Origin of the sequence: Pseudomonas sp. IPO3774, from assembly GCF_013386835.1 — a bacterium.
Lineage (GTDB): Bacteria > Pseudomonadota > Gammaproteobacteria > Pseudomonadales > Pseudomonadaceae > Aquipseudomonas.
On sequence record NZ_JACAQY010000029.1, the window covers coordinates 71,324 to 86,589 of the forward strand.

Here is a 15,266-nt window from a genome sequence, read left to right on the forward strand (position 1 = left end):
CACGGTAAGAGAGACGGTCAGTCTGGCTTGGACATTAAAAAAGCCGCCATGGCTGCATAGGCGGGCAAGGTCACCCCATCATTGGCGGCGTTGCCGGCCACCGGGTGGGAGGCATAGCGAACAATCACCATTTCAGCCTTGGGGTCGATGTAGATGCTCTGGCCATGCACCCCACGCGCCATGAACGCCCCGTCGGGATTGTGGGTTACCCACCACATGTTGCGATAGCTCCAGCCCTTCAATTGAGCGTAGCCGGCCTGGGCGAACGCCTGCTTGTCGCCGCCCTGGCGAATATCCGTCACCACGCTTTCGGGCACGATCTGCTGGCCATTGAAGCGCCCGCCGTTGCGCAGCATCTCGGCAAACCGGGCCAGGTCCCGCAGCCCGGTGTTCAGGCCGCCACCGGCGAAGGGTGTGCCGATGGAGTCGACGGTGAAGTAGGCGTCCTGTTCGGCGCCAAGCCGACTCCAGATGCGTTCGCTGAGCAGTTGCGCGACATTGCGTCCGGTCGCGCGGGCAATCACCCAGCCGAGTACGTCGGTATTGACGGTCTTGTAGCCGAAGGCACGCCCGTGTTCGCCACGCTGCTTAACCGTTTGCAGGAACTCGTAGTAGCTGCGCGGCCCGGTGTAGTCCTTGGGTTTGGGCAGCGGGTTGCCGGCCTGGGCGTGGGCCCAGACTTCGGCGTTGGGGTCGGCATAGTCTTCGCTGTAGTCCAGGGCGGTGGTCATGTCCAGCACCTGGCGCAAGGTGGCGCTGCCAAAGGCCGAACGGCCGAGTTCGGGCACGTAGTCGACGATCTTTTTCTGTGGGTCCAGGGTGCCATCGGCCACCAGCATCGCGCCCAGGGTACCGATCACCGATTTGGTGACCGACATGGCCGCGTGTTGCCCATCCTCCTTGAGCACCCCGAAATAACGCTCATAAACCACCGTGCCGCGATGCATCACCACGATGCCATCGGTGTAGGTGGCGTCCAGGGCCTGGCGCCAGGTCAGCGGCTGGGTCGCATCCACTGGCTGCAGGGGGATTGCATCGAGTGCCGGATCGAGTTTGCGTGGCAATGCCAGCGGCGTGCCAAGCCCGCGGGAGACATTCACCGTGGGCATCAATTGGCGAAAGTTGGCGACACTCCAGCGCATCGCCGGGAAGCGGAAATAGCTGCCGTCTTCAAAGCGTACGGTGCGGTCGGCCGGCGGCGGTGCGCCGACCATCCATTGCAGCCTGGCCGGGTCGCTGGCCTGGACATCGGCGAAGGTCGGGGTGGCGGCGCCGGCCAACGGGCTGGTCAGCCCAAGCAGCGCACAGGCCATGAGGGGAGTGAATCGCAGCATCAGTCGAGTCCGTTCGAGGGGGGCGTCGTTTTTTACGACAACCAGTGCGCCAAAGGATGGGCCAACCCGAGCCAATCGACAAGCAGCAAGCCCCTGCGGTGATTCTGAATAAATGCGCCAGGGGCGGCAAAAGCCTTTCGCTTGCGGTGTCAGGGCGTGTAGCGTTACCCGGTGATAAGGCGACAGCCAGGTGTTATTTTGCGACCCTGGCATCAGGGACCGAGGGACAGGTGATGGCGCAAACGCTGTTCAAGCTTTTCTTCACCCAGCGGCTGGCGGCCCTCGCCAGTACCGAGTCGTTGCGGGCCATACGCGAGGGGCTGTTGTGGATCCTGCCGTGCCTGCTGGTATCGGCCGGTTTCCTGATCCTGTCCGAATGCGCCCGAGTGCTGGGTTTCGACCCTCAGGTGGTGGCCTTCCTGGCGGGGTTGCACAACCAGATCAGCTCGGTAATCCCGCTGCTGGTGGCAGCCTCCATCGGTTACATGCTCGCGATCCAGCACCGCCTGCCGCAACTCCCGGTAGCGTTCCTGTGCCTGGCCCATGTAGTGATCGCCACGTTTGTGCTGCGGGATTTTCCCCGAGCCTCGGCGACCTTCGTGTTGTTCATCGCCATCGCCTCACCGCTGATCAATGTGCCCGCCATCGCCTGGCTGCATCGGCGTCGCTGGACGCGGTTGATCAACGAAGACCTGGTGGGGCACAACCTCAAGGGCACCCTCAATATGGTGGTGCCGGGGGCAATCACGGCGCTCGGGCTGGTGCTCGTGCTATCGTTGCTGTTGCAGATTCCGCAGGTGGCACAGCTTCAGGGGCCGCAGGTGCTCGATGCACTGGAGACGCCCTATGGCAGCGGCCTGTTTGTGACCCTGATGAATTCGCTGCTGTGGTTTTTCGGGATCCATGGGGTCTACGCCATGCAGCCGTTTTTTGATGTGCTGGACCAGGCGGTCGGGCTCAATAATGCGGCGGTGGCCGCGGGCGAGCCGGTCAAATATCTACTGAATGGCGGCTTGCTGGGCAGTTTCGCGTTTATCGGCGGTTCGGGTGGTGCCCTGTGCCTGCTGCTGGCGATCCTGCTGTTTTCCAAAAGCCGGTCCATGCGATTGGTGGCGATGGCGAGCCTGCCGTTGTCATTGTTCAATGTCAGTGAAGTGCTGTTGTTTGGCTTGCCGATCATTCTTAACCCGCGGCTGTTCATTCCCTTTCTGGTGGTCCCGGCGTTCAACGTGATACTGGCGTTGATGGTGGTGCAGATTGGCTGGGTGTCGCCTGCGGTGGTGAGCGTGCCATTTACCGCGCCGGTGTTGCTCAACGCCTACCTGAGCACCCACGGCGATCTCGCGGCAGTGTTGCTGCAGGTGGTGTTGCTGGGGGTTGGCACGCTGATCTATGCGCCCTATGTGCGCGCGATCAACCGCCAGGCCACGGAGGGCGGCACGGTGTATTTGAAGTCGCTGGACATGACCTTTCGCGGCCTGGAAGAAAAAGGCCGCTTGCTGGAGTTGGACCCGGTGATGGCGTCCCACAAGGCCCAGGCGCGACAGGTCAGCGAGTTGAGCCATATCCAGCAGATCAGCGACTACGAGTTCTACCTCGAATTCCAGCCGCAGATTTCCACCCGGACCGGGCTATGCACCGGTTGCGAAGCGTTGATGCGGGCCCGGGACGCCGAAGGTACGGTGCATTCACCCTGGGAGTTCCTGCAATGGCTGGCCCATGCCAGGTTGATGCCCGACGTGGATGTGTGGGTGGCATCCCAGGCTGTGCGCCAGTACCAGAAGTGGCAGAAGGTCGGGTTTACGTTGCCGATGACGATCAATATCTCCAGCGCCACGCTGACTACCCCGGCGTATGGTGATCGGCTGGTGGAGATACTGGCCCAGGCCCACGGGCAGGTTTCGGTGGAGATCACCGAGGATGCGCTGGTGGGCGATATCCAGGGCACGCGGCAGATGATCGAGAAGCTCCAGGCGATTGGTGCCAAGGTGTATATCGACGACTTCGGCACCGGATTTTCAGCGCTGAGTTACCTGCACCAGTTCCCCGTGGATTTCATCAAGATCGATCGCAGTTTCGTGGTCGCCCAGCATGATCCAAAGGGCGCCCAGGTGTTGACCGGGATGCTGCGGTTCTGTGAGGCGTTGAACCTCGGGGTGGTGGTGGAGGGCGTGGAAACCGCCGAGCAACTGGCGTTTTTGCAGTCGGGCTCGGAGCTGATCATCCAGGGCTGGTATTTCAGCAAGGCGCTGCCGGGCGATGAACTGGAGCGGTTCGTGCGCGGGCGGTATACCCAGATGCAATCTAACGCTCCAGAACCCCTCTGAAGGTTGCGCTCAACGCCCGCAATGTCTCGCGGGAGCGGCCGTCGCTGATGCGGCTGTGCAGCACGATTTCACTGACGGGCAACGCCGGTAATCCGTACTGTTCGCTGACGTCCACGGCGCCCGCCGGCGCCACTCGCCGGGCCAGCGCCGCTACACCCAGGCCGGCGCTGACTGCTGCACCCACCGCCATTACGCCGCCGCCTACAAACACTTCGGTCCAGTCAATCCGCGCCTCATCCAGCGCGCGCACCGCCAGGTGTCGCACGCCGCAGGGCGAGGCCATGGTTGCCATGCGCAGGGGCGTGCCGGGCGTGTGCTGCCAGATAGGCGCGGCGAACCAGCCAAAGCGCTCCACCACCAATACCTCACCGTCCTGGCGATCGCCTTCGTTGCGCACGATCACCGCGTCCAGTTCGTTGCGGTCGAACGCCGCCACCAGGTCGCGGGAGGAAGCAATCCGCACCTCCAGGATCACCAGCGGGTCATAGGCGGCCAGGCGGCTGAGCCACAGTGGCAGGTCCGGCCCGGCCACGTGGTCGCTGATGCCGATCACCAACCGTCGGGGGGCGCCATTGCCCATGTCACCCAACGCCCGTTCGTGGGCATTGAGCAATGCGCGGGCGGCGACGATGAACTGCTCGCCCTGGGGCGACAGACGTACATGCCGCGGTGTGCGCACCAGCAGGCGATAACCGAGGCGTTCTTCCAGGCGCTTGAGCTTGAGGCTGATGGCTGCCTGCGAGGTGTCCAGTGCCTGGGCCGCGCGGGTGAAGCTGGCGAAATCGGCGACCAGGACAAAGGCGTGCACGGTGTCGATATCCAGCGGCTTGAGCGCGTCGGTCATTTCAATTCCTTATCACACCTATATCCGGTGATATCTTGCTGAAATCATGGGCACTGCGCAAGCTGGGCACTCATCTGAACAGGAGCGCCATGATGTTTGCCAAACAGTATTCACACCGCTTGCCAGCCGATTACGACATGGGTGTCATCCGTGAGCGGGCCGCTCGCCTGGGGCCGTTGTGGGATCATGCCGAGGGTTTGCTGTTCAAGGCGTTTATCGCCCAGGAGCGAGGGCAGGGGCCGGGGGTGGGTAACCTGTATTCGTCGGTTTATCTGTGGTCGGATCCTTTGCAGGCTGCGGATTTCTTGCTCGGCGAGCGCTTCCAGAAGGTCCTCGACAGTTTTGGCCAGCCGCACATTGAGTCCTGGTTACCGCTGGACGTGCAGCGAGGTCCGGCGCAAGACGCCTTGAGCCTGTATCGGGAGGAGTGGGCGCTGGCGCCGGGGGCGGACCGCGAGCAAATCCTCGCCGCAGAAAAGGCCCGCAACCAGCAGCTCGCGGACAACAGCGATAACTTCGCGGTGTTTCTGGCGCTGGATGTGCAGGCGTGGAAGCTGGTGCGAATTACCTTGTCGGCCAAGGTGCTGGATGTGAACCATCCGGGCAATGGCTACGAGGTGTTCTACCTGGCGCGGCCCGGGGTGTGAATGCCGGTAGCCGCCGATGCGTCGGCGGCTACCTGTACCGTCAGGAATTGAGACGCGCCTGAGGCTGGCTCAGCTTGCGCTCGGCCACGGCGCCGAACACCAGGCCCAGGGTGGTCCACAGCACCAGTTGAATCCCCAGGGAAGCCACGCGGAATTTCCACAGCAACACTGCCGAGAACTGTTCCGGCACTTCGTTGATGGTCGGGAACAAGCTGCCGGCCACCGACACGATCACGATGTACAGCGCCACACCGAGAATCGCGCCTGCCCATAGGCCACGGCTGGCAATCAGCTTGCGCGCCGCGTTGATCGCAATCACCGCAGCCGCCACCGACACCAGCAGCATCAGGAAGAACAGCTTGGTGCGTTGCGCGATGGTGGCCGGGTCGCCCACCGATGGCGGGTTGGCCGGATACTTCAGCCCCGGCACCACGATGATCGTCACAAACGCCGCCAATGCCAGCAGCGCTGCCAAGCCACGGGGGCCGACCTTGCCGATGCGGCCCAGGGAGTAGGCGAACACCAAGGCGAAAATGCCACCCAGGGAGACGCTGTACACCACCACGCCGGTGAACAGGCCGAAGGTACTTTGTACTTCGCGGCTCACCAGTTCTTCTTCCGGCGCGTCGCCGTGCATCTGTGCCATCTGATCTTCGAAGGCGATGGCCTTGTCGATCTGCGGCTCACCAAAAGTCTTGGCGAAGCCGAAGGCCAAGATGCCGGCGAGCAGGCCCACCAGCATCCCGCGAACGAGTAAATGCCCTGTCATGTCGTCACGCTCCAATCAATGGCAGGGGAAACCCAGCAGGTGGCGACCGTCATGCACAAACTCATGCACGTACATGCCTTTGAACACGGCCGTCGCGCCTTGCTCGGCGCCGACGAAGTAAATCGCGAGCAACAGCAGCAGGCCGCCGAAGATCGCCCAGGGCAGGATTTCGCCCAGGGGAATGGACGGTATTGAAACGTCGGAGCCAGTTGCAGCGGTATAAGCCATGAGAACCTCCAGGGATGACGCGTCCCGAAATGGATAGCGAGTTGGCTGAAACAGGGTCTGGCTTACGGCTAAAAGGCCGAATACAGTGGCGCGACCGCGCCGGCATTGAACCGGCTTCCTGTTGCAGAATAGTTGAAACATGTTGAAACAACTTCGCAAGTCTACGCTGACTGCACCTTAAAACCAGAGCGATTTGTCATGCAGGCCACCCGTTTGACCCTTGTTGCCCACGCCAGCACCCGTGCCCAGAAACAGGCACGCTTTGCGCTGGATGAGTCGGTGGAGATGGACTGGCAGCAGGCGGCGCTTTCCCAGGGGCAACGCTTCAAGCGTGCACCCCGTGTGCTGTGCGGCCCGGAGGCGCGGACCCGGCAGACGGCGGCGCTGTTTGCCGACGATGCTTTGGTTGAAACAGCCCTGCGCGATTGTGATTTTGGCCGCTGGCAAGGGTTGGCGATCGAGGAGGTTCAGCAGGCCGAACCCGAAGCGCTTCAGGCCTGGTTGACCGACAGCACCTCGGCGCCCCACGGCGGCGAGTCGGTAGTGCAACTGTGTGAGCGGATAGGGCAGTGGTTGCAGTCCCTCGAGCAATCCCCGGGGCATGTCGTGGCGGTGACGCATCCATTTGTGATCCGCGCAGCGCTGCTGCATGTCATGCAATGCCCACCCGCGATGTTCAACCTGATCGACGTGGAGCCGCTGTCATCCACCGAGTTGCGCTTCAATGGGCGTTGGCGCCTGCGCCTGGAAACTCACGCCTGACGTCCCGAACATGGCAAAATCCGTTCCCCGCACCGAGACCCCCCATGAAGACTTTCCCATGAAACGCATCCTGATCATCGGCATTGGCGCCGGCAACCCTGACTACATCACGATGCAGGCGGTCAAGGCGCTCAACCGCACCGACGTGTTTTTCCTGATGGACAAGGGCCAGAGCAAGGACAAGCTGATCGACCTGCGCCGGGAAATCTGCGAGACCTACATCACCGATCACGCCTACCGCTTTGTCGAGGCCGATTGCCCCGAGCGGGTGCGCGGTGATATCGACTACACCACCGCCGTGAAGGACCTGAACCGCGACAAGCAGCAGACCTTCGAACGGATGATCAATGAAGAAATGGCCGACGGTGAAGTGGGCGCATTCCTGGCCTGGGGCGACCCTGCACTGTACGACAGCACCATTCGTATCCTGCAGGCGATCCTCGCCAGCGGCAGCTGCGAATTCGAATTTGAAGTGATCCCCGGGATCACCAGCGTCCAGGCGTTGGCGGCGCAGCACAAAGTGCCGCTGAACCGCATCGGTCGCTCCATCGAAATCACCACCGGGCGCCGGTTGGCGGCGGGGCAGGCGAGTGATGCCGACACCCTGGTTGTCATGCTCGATGCCGAAGATTCCTACCACACCGTGGCCGATCAGGACCTGGATATCTACTGGGGCGCCTACCTGGGCACACCGGATGAAATCCTGATCAGCGGCAAAGTGGCCGAGGTTGCCGAAGAGATTGAACGTGTGCGCAAGGCGGCGCGCCAGGCCAATGGCTGGATCATGGATACCTATTTGTTGCGCAAACCCTAGAGGTTGATGCTCATGCTCAAACTGATTGCCCTGACGGTGGCGCTGTTTACCGGCGCCGCACAGGCCGAAGACGTATTGCACACCGACCTGCCGCTGCCTTACATGGAACAGACCCAAAGCGATGCGCGCAACGAGCCGCTGGTGATCTTCCTGCACGGTTATGGCAGTGACGAGGCCGACCTGTTCGGGCTCAAGGACCGCTTGCCGTCGACCTGGACCTACCTGTCTGCACGGGCACCGATGCCGGTGGAGGGCGGTGGTTATCGCTGGTTTCGCAAGAAGCCGGGCGATGGCGATTTTGATGGCGAGACCGCCGACCTGCAGAGCAGCGCCAAGCTGATCGAAGCCTTCGTCGCCCAGGCCACCACCAAGTACCACACCCAACCTGAGTGGGTGTTTCTGGTGGGTTTCAGCCAGGGTGCGATCATGTCGTATGAAGTCGGGTTAAGACATCCCGAAACCCTGCGCGGGATTGCGGCGTTGAGCGGCAGCCTGCTGCCGGTACTCAAGGCCGAACTCAAGCCGGATGCGCCACTGGGCAAGCTGGCGATTTTCATCGGTCACGGGACGCTGGACCAGGCGCTGCCGTACTACTCGGCAACGCGGGCCAACGAGGTATTGCAGGGGATTGGCCTCACGCCGGAATTCCACGGCTACCCGGGGATGATTCATACCGTCGGTGAGGCGGAGTTGCTGGACTTGAAGCAGTGGCTGGAAAAGAGCCTGCGTTGAATCCTGCGATGTGAGCGCGATCAAAAATGTGGGAGCGGGCTTGCTCGCGAAAGCGGTGGGTCAGTTAATACCTGTGTTGACTGAAACACCGCTTTCGCGAGCAAGCCCGCTCCCACATTGGATTTTCATTGCCAGATTAAAACCGGTTATTTACCGCCAATAATCTGTTTCACCAACAGTGCATGGCCTTTCTCGTCATCCGCCCGGGAAATGGCCTGCACCACCAATTGGTGGCTGCCGGAGCCCGTCAGGAAGGTGGAACTCAGTGTCTTGCCACCGCCCATGGTCGCGGTGCTGTCGACCTGGCGCAGGGCCAGGCCTTTCACGGTGAGTTTCTTCTCGGCGCCTTTCTTGAAGTCCGGCAGGGCGGCGCTTTGTTCCTTGACGAAATCCGCCACGGCACCGTCGAGGAACTGCGGGTCGTTGTCCTTGATCAGGCCGGCGACACTCGGTTTTTCGACGACGAAGATCACGCTTTTGGTGGCCTGGTCACTGTACATCGTGCCGCTGGCGCCTGCGGTGCCGTGCTCGGCATCACCGGCCGGCAGTGGGTCGGCCAGGTAGGACTTGGGCAGGTTGAAGCTGAACTTGCCATCCAGGGTGGAGATGGTCTGGGTGGCGGTCTTCTGCGCCGCTGGCTTGCTGGCGGCGAGGACTTGGCTGGCGCCGAACCCGGCGGCCAGCGCGAGGGCCAAGAGGGCTGCGGTCTTGCTGAGGGTGGCCATGAAGCTCTCCAGGGATGAACGAAATTGCGCCGTATTCTGTCAGAAAATTCGCAAGATCGTTCATCTCCATCCCTACACCTTGTCGGACTCTTCCTCGATCCGGTCCATCTCAAACAGCCGTGCCAGTTCCGTCCGGGCTTCCTGGGCAGACTGCATCACCTTGGCCGCGTCGTCATACACGGCGTGTTGGGCCGCCAGCAATTGCAGGTCATGGTTTTTGAAGCGGCTGATGCGCGCGTCGGCCTGGGCCTGGGTCAAGCCAAGGCCCACCAGGGTGCGGCGGCTCATTTCCAGGCTGGAGTAAAACGTCTCGCGCACCGGTGACGCGTCGAGGTCCACCAGGCGGTGCACATGCTGGCGGTTACGGGCGCGGGCGATGATCTTCATGTGCGGGTAGAGGCTGCGCACCAGCGCGGCGGTCTTGATGTTGATCTCGGGGTCGTCCATGGCGATCACGAAAAACTCGGCCTGGTCGACTTTCGCTGCGTGAAGGATTTCCGGGCGCTGCGGGTCGCCGTAGAACACCGGCATGCCGCCGAAACTGCGGGTCAGTTCGATGGTTTCCACCGAGGTGTCGAGGGCAATGAACGAGATGTTCTGTGCCCGCAGGATCCGCGCCACGATCTGCCCCATGCGGCCCATCCCGGCGATCACCACCCGTGGCGCATCGCTTTCGATGGCACGGTATTCCTCGGGCACTTCCACCGGCTTGGCCTTGGGCTTGAACAGCTTCGGGCAGAGCAACAGCAGCAATGGCGTCACGGCCATGGACAGGGTGATGGTCAGCACCAGGATGTCGTAGAGGTGCGGCTCGAACAGGCCCTGGTCGCGGCCGATCTTGAACACCACGAATGCGAACTCACCACCGGCTGCCAGCACCACGCCCAGGCGCAGCGCGCTTTCAGGGTTCAGGCCGCCTGCCAGGCGACCCACGCAAAACAGCAGCGGCAACTTGATGGCGATCAGCAGCAGGGTCAGCCCCAGCACGATCACCGGCGCGCTGAACAGCAGGCTGATATTGGCGCCCATGCCCACGCTGATAAAAAACAGACCCAGCAGCAGGCCCTTGAACGGTTCGATCTGCGATTCCAGCTCATGCCGGTATTCGGAGTCTGCCAGCAGCAACCCGGCGAGGAAGGCGCCGAGGGCCATGGACACGCCCACCAGCTCCATCAGCCATGCGGTGCCGATCACCACCAGCAACGCGGTGGCGGTGGAGACCTCCCGCAGGCCGGTCTTGGCGACGATGCGAAACACCGGCCGCAACAGATAGCGCCCGCCGATGATCACCACGGCGATGCTGCCCAGTACTTCCAGGCCGTGTCGCAGGCCCTGGGAGGTGGTGGCGGGATGATCGCTGCCCGCGAGCAGCGGCACCATGGCGATCAACGGGATGGCGGCGATGTCCTGGAACAACAGAATCGCAAAGGCCAGTCGCCCGTGGGGCTGGTTGAGTTCCTTGCGCTCGGCGAGGCTTTGCAGGCCAAACGCGGTGGAGGAGAGCGCCAGGCCAAGGCCCAGCACAATCGCGCTGTTCCATGATTGGCCAAACACGAACAGCGCGACCACGCCGATCACGGTGCCCGTCAGTAACACCTGTGCCAGGCCTACACCGAACACTGCCTTGCGCATCACCCACAGACGCTTCGGTGACAACTCCAGGCCAATGATGAACAGCAGCAATACCACCCCAAGTTCGGAAAACTGGCTGACGCTTTGCGGGTTGCCCACCAGGCCCAGCACCGATGGGCCGATGATCACTCCGGCCAGCAAGTAACCCAGCACGGCACCCAGTTGCAGGCGCTTGGCCAGGGGCACGGTCAGGACGGCAGCGAGCAGGAATACAACGGCCGCTTGTAACAGGTTGCCTTCATGGGGCATTGGGGACTCCGGGATCGTTTTGCTGAATCAACAGGTTTTACTGTAGGAGCGAGCTTGCTTTGCAGGTCCCAAGGCCTTCGCCTCCGGGTTCATTGGATGTCGTCCGGTTCTTTCGCGGCACTCTCCAAACTATTAATACCATTTATTTCAATGAGTTTTATGCACGTGGCGGTCGGGATCATCCGTGGTGCCGGCGCTATGGTCGTGTCTTCAGCCGCGCGAAAGGGTGGTTTTTTATGGTCTGAGCATTGTGCGGGAATAATCTACAAACACTTTTCCGGGACAGACGGAAGCCTGTACACGCCAGGAACTCCTACAATTATGCCCTTGAGTTTATATTCCATGGATGGAATATTTGCATGAGTTGGGACATTGAATACACGGACGAGTTTGGAATCTGGTGGGGCGGTCTGGATGCAAAGGAGCAATCCTCAGTATCGGTCAGTGTGGATTTACTGAGCCTTCTGGGGCCAGGCCTTGGCTTCCCCCCGCAGCAGCGATATCAAGGGCTCCAGGCATGGCTGCCTGCGAGAGTTGCGGGTGCAGCATGCCGGGCGGCCTTACCGCGTCCTGTATGCATTTGATCCGCGCCGGTGTGCCTTGTTGCTGATTGGCGGGGATAAAACCGGTCGAGGCCGTTGGTATGACGAATACGTCCCGCTGGCTGAGAAGTTGTATGACGAACATTTGGAAACACTGCTTAAAGAGGGCCGTCACCATGGCTAAAAAATTCAGTGAGCTGCAGGCTCGCATGACACCGCAAGCCCGGGCCGATGCAGAGCGCATCTTCCAGCAACACCTGAAAGAAATGCCCCTGCATGAACTGCGCAAGGCGCAACAGATGAGCCAGGATACGCTGGCCAAGGCGCTGAATATCAATCAGGCGGCAGTGTCCAAAATGGAGCGGCGTACCGACATGTATATCAGCACGCTGCGTAACTATATCCGCGCCATGGGAGGAGAACTGGAGATTGTCGCTACGTTTCCTGATGGCCAGGTAAAGATCGAGAACTTTGCCCACTGAGTCATCCGCTCCGTCAAAGCCCGGCCATGCGCCGGGTTTTCTGTTCGCTGAATGCCTGTCGTCATTGTGCAGCTTAATGGACAATACTCGCTATTCTCGCCCTATCGGACATCAACGTGAACCAACTCCTCGCCATGCGTGCCTTCGTCCGTGTCGTCGAAACCGGCTCCTTCAGTCGCGCATCCGACCAACTGGCACTGCCGCGTTCCACCGTCAGTAAACTCATCACGGACCTGGAGAAGCACCTTGGCGTCAAGTTGATGCATCGCACCACCCGTGCGCTGGCGGCGACGCCGGAGGGGTTGGAGTACTACAGCCACGCGCTGTGCCTGGTGGCGGAACTCGATGAACTGGACAATGCCCTGCGCGGGCAGAAGCTCAAGCCCGGCGGCCACCTGAAAGTGGATGCGCCGGCGTCCTTTGCCAATTGCCTGCTGATCCCGGCGCTGGTGGATTTTCATCGTGAGTACCCTGAGATCACCATCGCCCTGGGCATCAGCGACCGCGCCGTGAATATCGTGGGGGAGGGTGTGGATTGCGTGCTGCGCGCTGGCAAGCTCGATGACATGGCAATGATCGCCCGCAAGGTTGTCGACCTCGAGTACGTCACTTGTGCGGCCCCCGGCTACCTGGAGCGCATGGGTACGCCCGTGTCTCCCGAAGACCTCGAGAAGAACCACCTCAAGGCGGGGTATTTCTTTGCCGGGTCGGGTAAGCCGGAGCCGTTGATTTTCGAGAAGGGCGCGACTCGGTATGAGGTAGGCAACTGCGCGTTTTCCACCAACGAAGGCAACGGCCTCAAGGAAATGCTGCTCGCCGGCCTGGGCGTCGGGCAGCATTTCAAGACCATCGTTGACTACTACGTCGAGGCAGGCCAGTTAGTCCCGGTACTCGAAGACTGGACCCGGCCCGCCACGCCGTTGCACGTCATCTATCCACCCAATCGCCATCAGAACGCCCGGCTGAAGGTGTTTATCGACTGGGTGATCGAGCGGTTCGGCGTCAGGCAATAATCGCTGTCACGCGGATTTCAATGCGCATTGCCGGCAGCCCCAGGGCTTCTACTCCCAGCTCAGTCCAGATGGGGGCGTGATTGGGCATGTAATGGCGGTACCACTTGACCATCTGCTCGTTCACCTCCGGCGGGAAACCTCCCACGTGGTAGGAATTGACGTGTACCACATGCTCCCAGCCGGCGCCGGCTGCCGCCAGGGTGCGTTCGAGGTTTTGAAAGGCCAGGGCGATCTCGTCGGTGAGGGATTCGGGAATCTGGAACTCGTCATCCCAGCCGCCCTGGCCCGAGGTTTCGACGCGGTTGCCGATTTTTACCGCCTGGGTGTAATGCAGGGTCTCGCGTGCAATGTCACCGTAACCGGGTGTGATGAAAAACTCGGGCTTGCTCATGGTGTTCCTCGGTTTCAGTGGATGACCCGACAAAGGTTAATGGACTGAATCTGCGAACAAAATCCGCGTTTCTTGTCATCACTGTGCAGGGATGTGGATAGTCCGAGTATCAGTTTTTCACATTCCCGTAGCCCGCCCTTTGTTACTATCGCCCTCCGTCGTCGCCAGGAGTCACCGTCACATGCAACACCAGTGGGATGAAATGCACCGCACCCGCAAGCCCACGTTTGTGTTGTGTGGCGAGCCCCAGGGGGATGTGCTCAATCTCTACGTGCATGGTTATTCGGCGTTCTTCAACCAGCAACAACTGGGTAGTTTCTCCCGGCAACTGGCAACCATCGAAGGCTCCACCAACCTGATGCTGTTCTGGCCGGCAGGGCATTTCCTGGAAAACCTGTTTGCGCCGTTCAAGGATGTGATTACCTCGATGTTGGGTGGCGGTAGCCTGGGTGCCGCAACCATCGGGGTGGGCAAGGCGATTGCCTATTTCCTCGACCACTACAAAAGCGTCGAGGCGCGGGTGGATGAGGTCGCCAAAAGCCTGCTGCCCGAATTGGCCAACTACCTCCATGGCGAGTCGATCAAGGTGCGGCAGATCAACCTGATCGGCCACTCCCTGGGCGCGCGCATCCTGGTCAAGAGCCTGCTGGCCAGCCCTGAGGTGGCCCGTGAGTTGCCGCTGAACAACCTGCTGCTGATGGGCGGTGCGATTTGTACCTCCAGCCCCTGGGACCTGGTCTCGGCGCCGCTCAGCGGTCGGGTGATCAACTGCCACTCGAGCAAGGATTGGGCGCTGGCGCTCAAGCCGGACACCGAGCGCTGCATCGGTCGTTATGCGATCCCGCTGACACCGGCGCTCAAGGCCAAGGTCGCCAACGTGCACCTGGCCACGTTCGACCACGCCGCGTATTGGCCGCAACTGAAGACGGTGGTGCAGTACACCGACCTGCTGCAGGAACGCCGGGGCATGATCCGCGCCGATCAACGCAGCAGCGAAGTGCGCTTTGCCGAAGAGGATGTCGAGCTGTTCCCGCTGCTGGTGCAGGCGCGGCCGGAGGAATTGCAGTTTTTCGCCGAGCTGATGGCGCAAAAGCGCAGTGCCTCTATCGACGCCACCGTGCGCGAGCCCTTGAAGCTGGCCATCGAGTTGCAGCGCATGGGCGGCGACACCTTTATGAACCTGGCCCGTGGTCATGGCGTGAGCTATCGCGAAATCGCCCAGGACGTGGCGCAGCGGGTGGGTATCAAGTTTGATCAACCGATCGAGAAAGTGGCCCTGGCGGATCTGGAGTTACAGGTTGCCGAGCGGCTGATCGAGCAATACAAGGACAAGCTCAGCCAGGCTGATCGCCAAGTGTTCGAGGCAGAGTTGAAGGCTGCGGCACAAAAGGAGCAGGGTTTTTTCAATCGTTTCGATGTCGGGCGCTCAGCCACCACTGCCCTCAGCGGGACCGCGCTGGCCGGGTTGACCGGGTTTATCCTGCGCCGGGGCGCGGCCACGGCCATTCCGGTGGTGGGACAGGCGCTCGCGGCGGCGATGCTGCTGGTGACCGGCGTGCGGGCGTTTTCCGGCCCCGCGTATTCCATCACCACCCTGGCGGTGCTGGTGATCGGGGTGATTCGCGAGCGCCTGGAGCGTGAAGCACTGAACCAGGAGATGGATCTGGTGGTCCAGGTGGTAGAGGCATTTGACCTGCCCCGGGAGACGGTGATGCGTACCGTTGCGTCTGACTGATAAGCTGCGTTCACGTCTTGTGTGAAAGCCTGGTACCCCG

At 61.5% G+C, this 15,266-nt stretch carries 15 protein-coding genes, 1 pseudogene and 1 riboswitch; of the genes and pseudogenes, 9 read left to right on the forward strand and 7 right to left on the reverse strand.

The genetic code is table 11. The features are described from left to right. Nucleotides 1-17: 17 nt before the first annotated feature. The gene (locus tag HYE77_RS17140) at nt 18-1,334 is read right to left on the reverse strand and encodes a serine hydrolase (protein WP_177069033.1); all 1,317 of its coding nucleotides are present in this window, start codon (nt 1,332-1,334) and stop codon (nt 18-20) included. Between the two features lie 233 nt (nt 1,335-1,567). Between HYE77_RS17140 and HYE77_RS17145 the strand changes: the two genes are divergently transcribed. Continuing rightward, nucleotides 1,568-3,661 (forward strand): EAL domain-containing protein, encoded by a 2,094-nt coding sequence (locus HYE77_RS17145; protein WP_087694168.1) that lies wholly within the window; start codon nt 1,568-1,570, stop codon nt 3,659-3,661. Here the strand turns inward: HYE77_RS17145 and HYE77_RS17150 are convergent. Next, nucleotides 3,639-4,505, reverse strand: coding sequence for a LysR family transcriptional regulator (locus HYE77_RS17150; protein ID WP_177069034.1), 867 nt, complete (start codon nt 4,503-4,505; stop codon nt 3,639-3,641). The genes HYE77_RS17145 and HYE77_RS17150 overlap by 23 nt on opposite strands. Before the next feature lie 92 nt (nt 4,506-4,597). Here HYE77_RS17150 and HYE77_RS17155 point away from each other — a divergent pair, with 92 nt between their 5' ends. After that, nucleotides 4,598-5,152, forward strand: a complete 555-nt coding sequence (locus HYE77_RS17155; protein ID WP_177069057.1) for a DUF4865 family protein — start codon at nt 4,598-4,600, stop codon at nt 5,150-5,152. 40 nt (nt 5,153-5,192) lie between these two features. Here HYE77_RS17155 and HYE77_RS17160 read toward each other — a convergent pair whose 3' ends face one another. Together HYE77_RS17160 and HYE77_RS17165 are read right to left on the reverse strand one after the other, a co-directional pair. Beyond that, complete coding sequence (locus HYE77_RS17160; RefSeq protein WP_032899583.1) at nt 5,193-5,921, reverse strand: CbtA family protein; 729 nt, start codon at nt 5,919-5,921, stop codon at nt 5,193-5,195. A 15-nt stretch (nt 5,922-5,936) separates the two neighbouring features. Then, nucleotides 5,937-6,149 (reverse strand): CbtB domain-containing protein, encoded by a 213-nt coding sequence (locus HYE77_RS17165; protein WP_003208073.1) that lies wholly within the window; start codon nt 6,147-6,149, stop codon nt 5,937-5,939. 31 nt (nt 6,150-6,180) lie between these two features. Further along, a riboswitch (cobalamin riboswitch) is annotated at nt 6,181-6,320 on the reverse strand. Between the two features lie 27 nt (nt 6,321-6,347). Here HYE77_RS17165 and HYE77_RS17170 point away from each other — a divergent pair. Genes HYE77_RS17170 through HYE77_RS17180 form a run of 3 tightly spaced genes read left to right on the forward strand, consistent with a single transcriptional unit; the run spans nt 6,348 to nt 8,457 of the window. Next, entirely contained in the window at nt 6,348-6,911 is a 564-nt protein-coding gene (locus HYE77_RS17170; RefSeq protein WP_003208075.1) for a histidine phosphatase family protein, read from the forward strand. 58 nt (nt 6,912-6,969) lie between these two features. Further along, nucleotides 6,970-7,725, forward strand: a complete 756-nt coding sequence (gene cobF, locus HYE77_RS17175) for a precorrin-6A synthase (deacetylating) (RefSeq protein WP_177069035.1) — start codon at nt 6,970-6,972, stop codon at nt 7,723-7,725. Nucleotides 7,726-7,737: 12 nt separating this feature from the next. Continuing rightward, entirely contained in the window at nt 7,738-8,457 is a 720-nt protein-coding gene (locus HYE77_RS17180) for an alpha/beta hydrolase (protein WP_177069036.1), read from the forward strand. A gap of 146 nt (nt 8,458-8,603) precedes the next feature. On the opposite strand, the gene HYE77_RS17185 is transcribed toward HYE77_RS17180, so the two are convergent. Further along, the gene (locus HYE77_RS17185) at nt 8,604-9,182 is read right to left on the reverse strand and encodes a hypothetical protein (protein ID WP_177069037.1); all 579 of its coding nucleotides are present in this window, start codon (nt 9,180-9,182) and stop codon (nt 8,604-8,606) included. Between the two features lie 72 nt (nt 9,183-9,254). Then, nucleotides 9,255-11,063, reverse strand: a complete 1,809-nt coding sequence (locus HYE77_RS17190) for a monovalent cation:proton antiporter-2 (CPA2) family protein (protein WP_102604789.1) — start codon at nt 11,061-11,063, stop codon at nt 9,255-9,257. A 359-nt stretch (nt 11,064-11,422) separates the two neighbouring features. Here HYE77_RS17190 and HYE77_RS17195 point away from each other — a divergent pair. The 3 genes and pseudogenes from HYE77_RS17195 to HYE77_RS17205 all read left to right on the forward strand — a co-directional run bounded on the left by HYE77_RS17195 (nt 11,423) and on the right by HYE77_RS17205 (nt 13,100). Beyond that, nucleotides 11,423-11,789: pseudogene (locus HYE77_RS17195) on the forward strand (type II toxin-antitoxin system RelE/ParE family toxin). Further along, on the forward strand, nt 11,782-12,087 hold the full coding sequence (locus HYE77_RS17200) for an XRE family transcriptional regulator (protein WP_003208085.1): 306 nt from the start codon (nt 11,782-11,784) through the stop codon (nt 12,085-12,087). The pseudogene HYE77_RS17195 and the gene HYE77_RS17200 overlap by 8 nt, the downstream one beginning before the upstream one ends. A gap of 116 nt (nt 12,088-12,203) precedes the next feature. Further along, a complete protein-coding gene (locus HYE77_RS17205) occupies nt 12,204-13,100 on the forward strand; it encodes a LysR family transcriptional regulator (protein WP_256579493.1) in 897 nt (298 codons plus the stop codon). Here the strand turns inward: HYE77_RS17205 and HYE77_RS17210 are convergent. Continuing rightward, complete coding sequence (locus HYE77_RS17210; RefSeq protein WP_003208087.1) at nt 13,090-13,491, reverse strand: RidA family protein; 402 nt, start codon at nt 13,489-13,491, stop codon at nt 13,090-13,092. The genes HYE77_RS17205 and HYE77_RS17210 overlap by 11 nt on opposite strands. Nucleotides 13,492-13,672: 181 nt before the next feature. Between HYE77_RS17210 and HYE77_RS17215 the strand changes: the two genes are divergently transcribed. After that, nucleotides 13,673-15,226, forward strand: a complete 1,554-nt coding sequence (locus tag HYE77_RS17215; protein WP_008437056.1) for a DUF726 domain-containing protein — start codon at nt 13,673-13,675, stop codon at nt 15,224-15,226. Nucleotides 15,227-15,266: the final 40 nt, after the last annotated feature.

What these genes read in the sequence shown, in the direction of transcription:
- HYE77_RS17140 (WP_177069033.1), bottom strand. Translation starts at nt 1,334, where the DNA reads ATGCTGCGATTCACTCCCCTCATGGCCTGTGCGCTGCTTGGGCTGACC.
- HYE77_RS17145 (WP_087694168.1), top strand. Translation starts at nt 1,568, where the DNA reads ATGGCGCAAACGCTGTTCAAGCTTTTCTTCACCCAGCGGCTGGCGGCC.
- HYE77_RS17150 (WP_177069034.1), bottom strand. Translation starts at nt 4,505, where the DNA reads ATGACCGACGCGCTCAAGCCGCTGGATATCGACACCGTGCACGCCTTT.
- HYE77_RS17155 (WP_177069057.1), top strand. Translation starts at nt 4,598, where the DNA reads ATGTTTGCCAAACAGTATTCACACCGCTTGCCAGCCGATTACGACATG.
- HYE77_RS17160 (WP_032899583.1), bottom strand. Translation starts at nt 5,921, where the DNA reads ATGACAGGGCATTTACTCGTTCGCGGGATGCTGGTGGGCCTGCTCGCC.
- HYE77_RS17165 (WP_003208073.1), bottom strand. Translation starts at nt 6,149, where the DNA reads ATGGCTTATACCGCTGCAACTGGCTCCGACGTTTCAATACCGTCCATT.
- HYE77_RS17170 (WP_003208075.1), top strand. Translation starts at nt 6,348, where the DNA reads ATGCAGGCCACCCGTTTGACCCTTGTTGCCCACGCCAGCACCCGTGCC.
- cobF (WP_177069035.1), top strand. Translation starts at nt 6,970, where the DNA reads ATGAAACGCATCCTGATCATCGGCATTGGCGCCGGCAACCCTGACTAC.
- HYE77_RS17180 (WP_177069036.1), top strand. Translation starts at nt 7,738, where the DNA reads ATGCTCAAACTGATTGCCCTGACGGTGGCGCTGTTTACCGGCGCCGCA.
- HYE77_RS17185 (WP_177069037.1), bottom strand. Translation starts at nt 9,182, where the DNA reads ATGGCCACCCTCAGCAAGACCGCAGCCCTCTTGGCCCTCGCGCTGGCC.
- HYE77_RS17190 (WP_102604789.1), bottom strand. Translation starts at nt 11,063, where the DNA reads ATGCCCCATGAAGGCAACCTGTTACAAGCGGCCGTTGTATTCCTGCTC.
- HYE77_RS17200 (WP_003208085.1), top strand. Translation starts at nt 11,782, where the DNA reads ATGGCTAAAAAATTCAGTGAGCTGCAGGCTCGCATGACACCGCAAGCC.
- HYE77_RS17210 (WP_003208087.1), bottom strand. Translation starts at nt 13,491, where the DNA reads ATGAGCAAGCCCGAGTTTTTCATCACACCCGGTTACGGTGACATTGCA.
- HYE77_RS17215 (WP_008437056.1), top strand. Translation starts at nt 13,673, where the DNA reads ATGCAACACCAGTGGGATGAAATGCACCGCACCCGCAAGCCCACGTTT.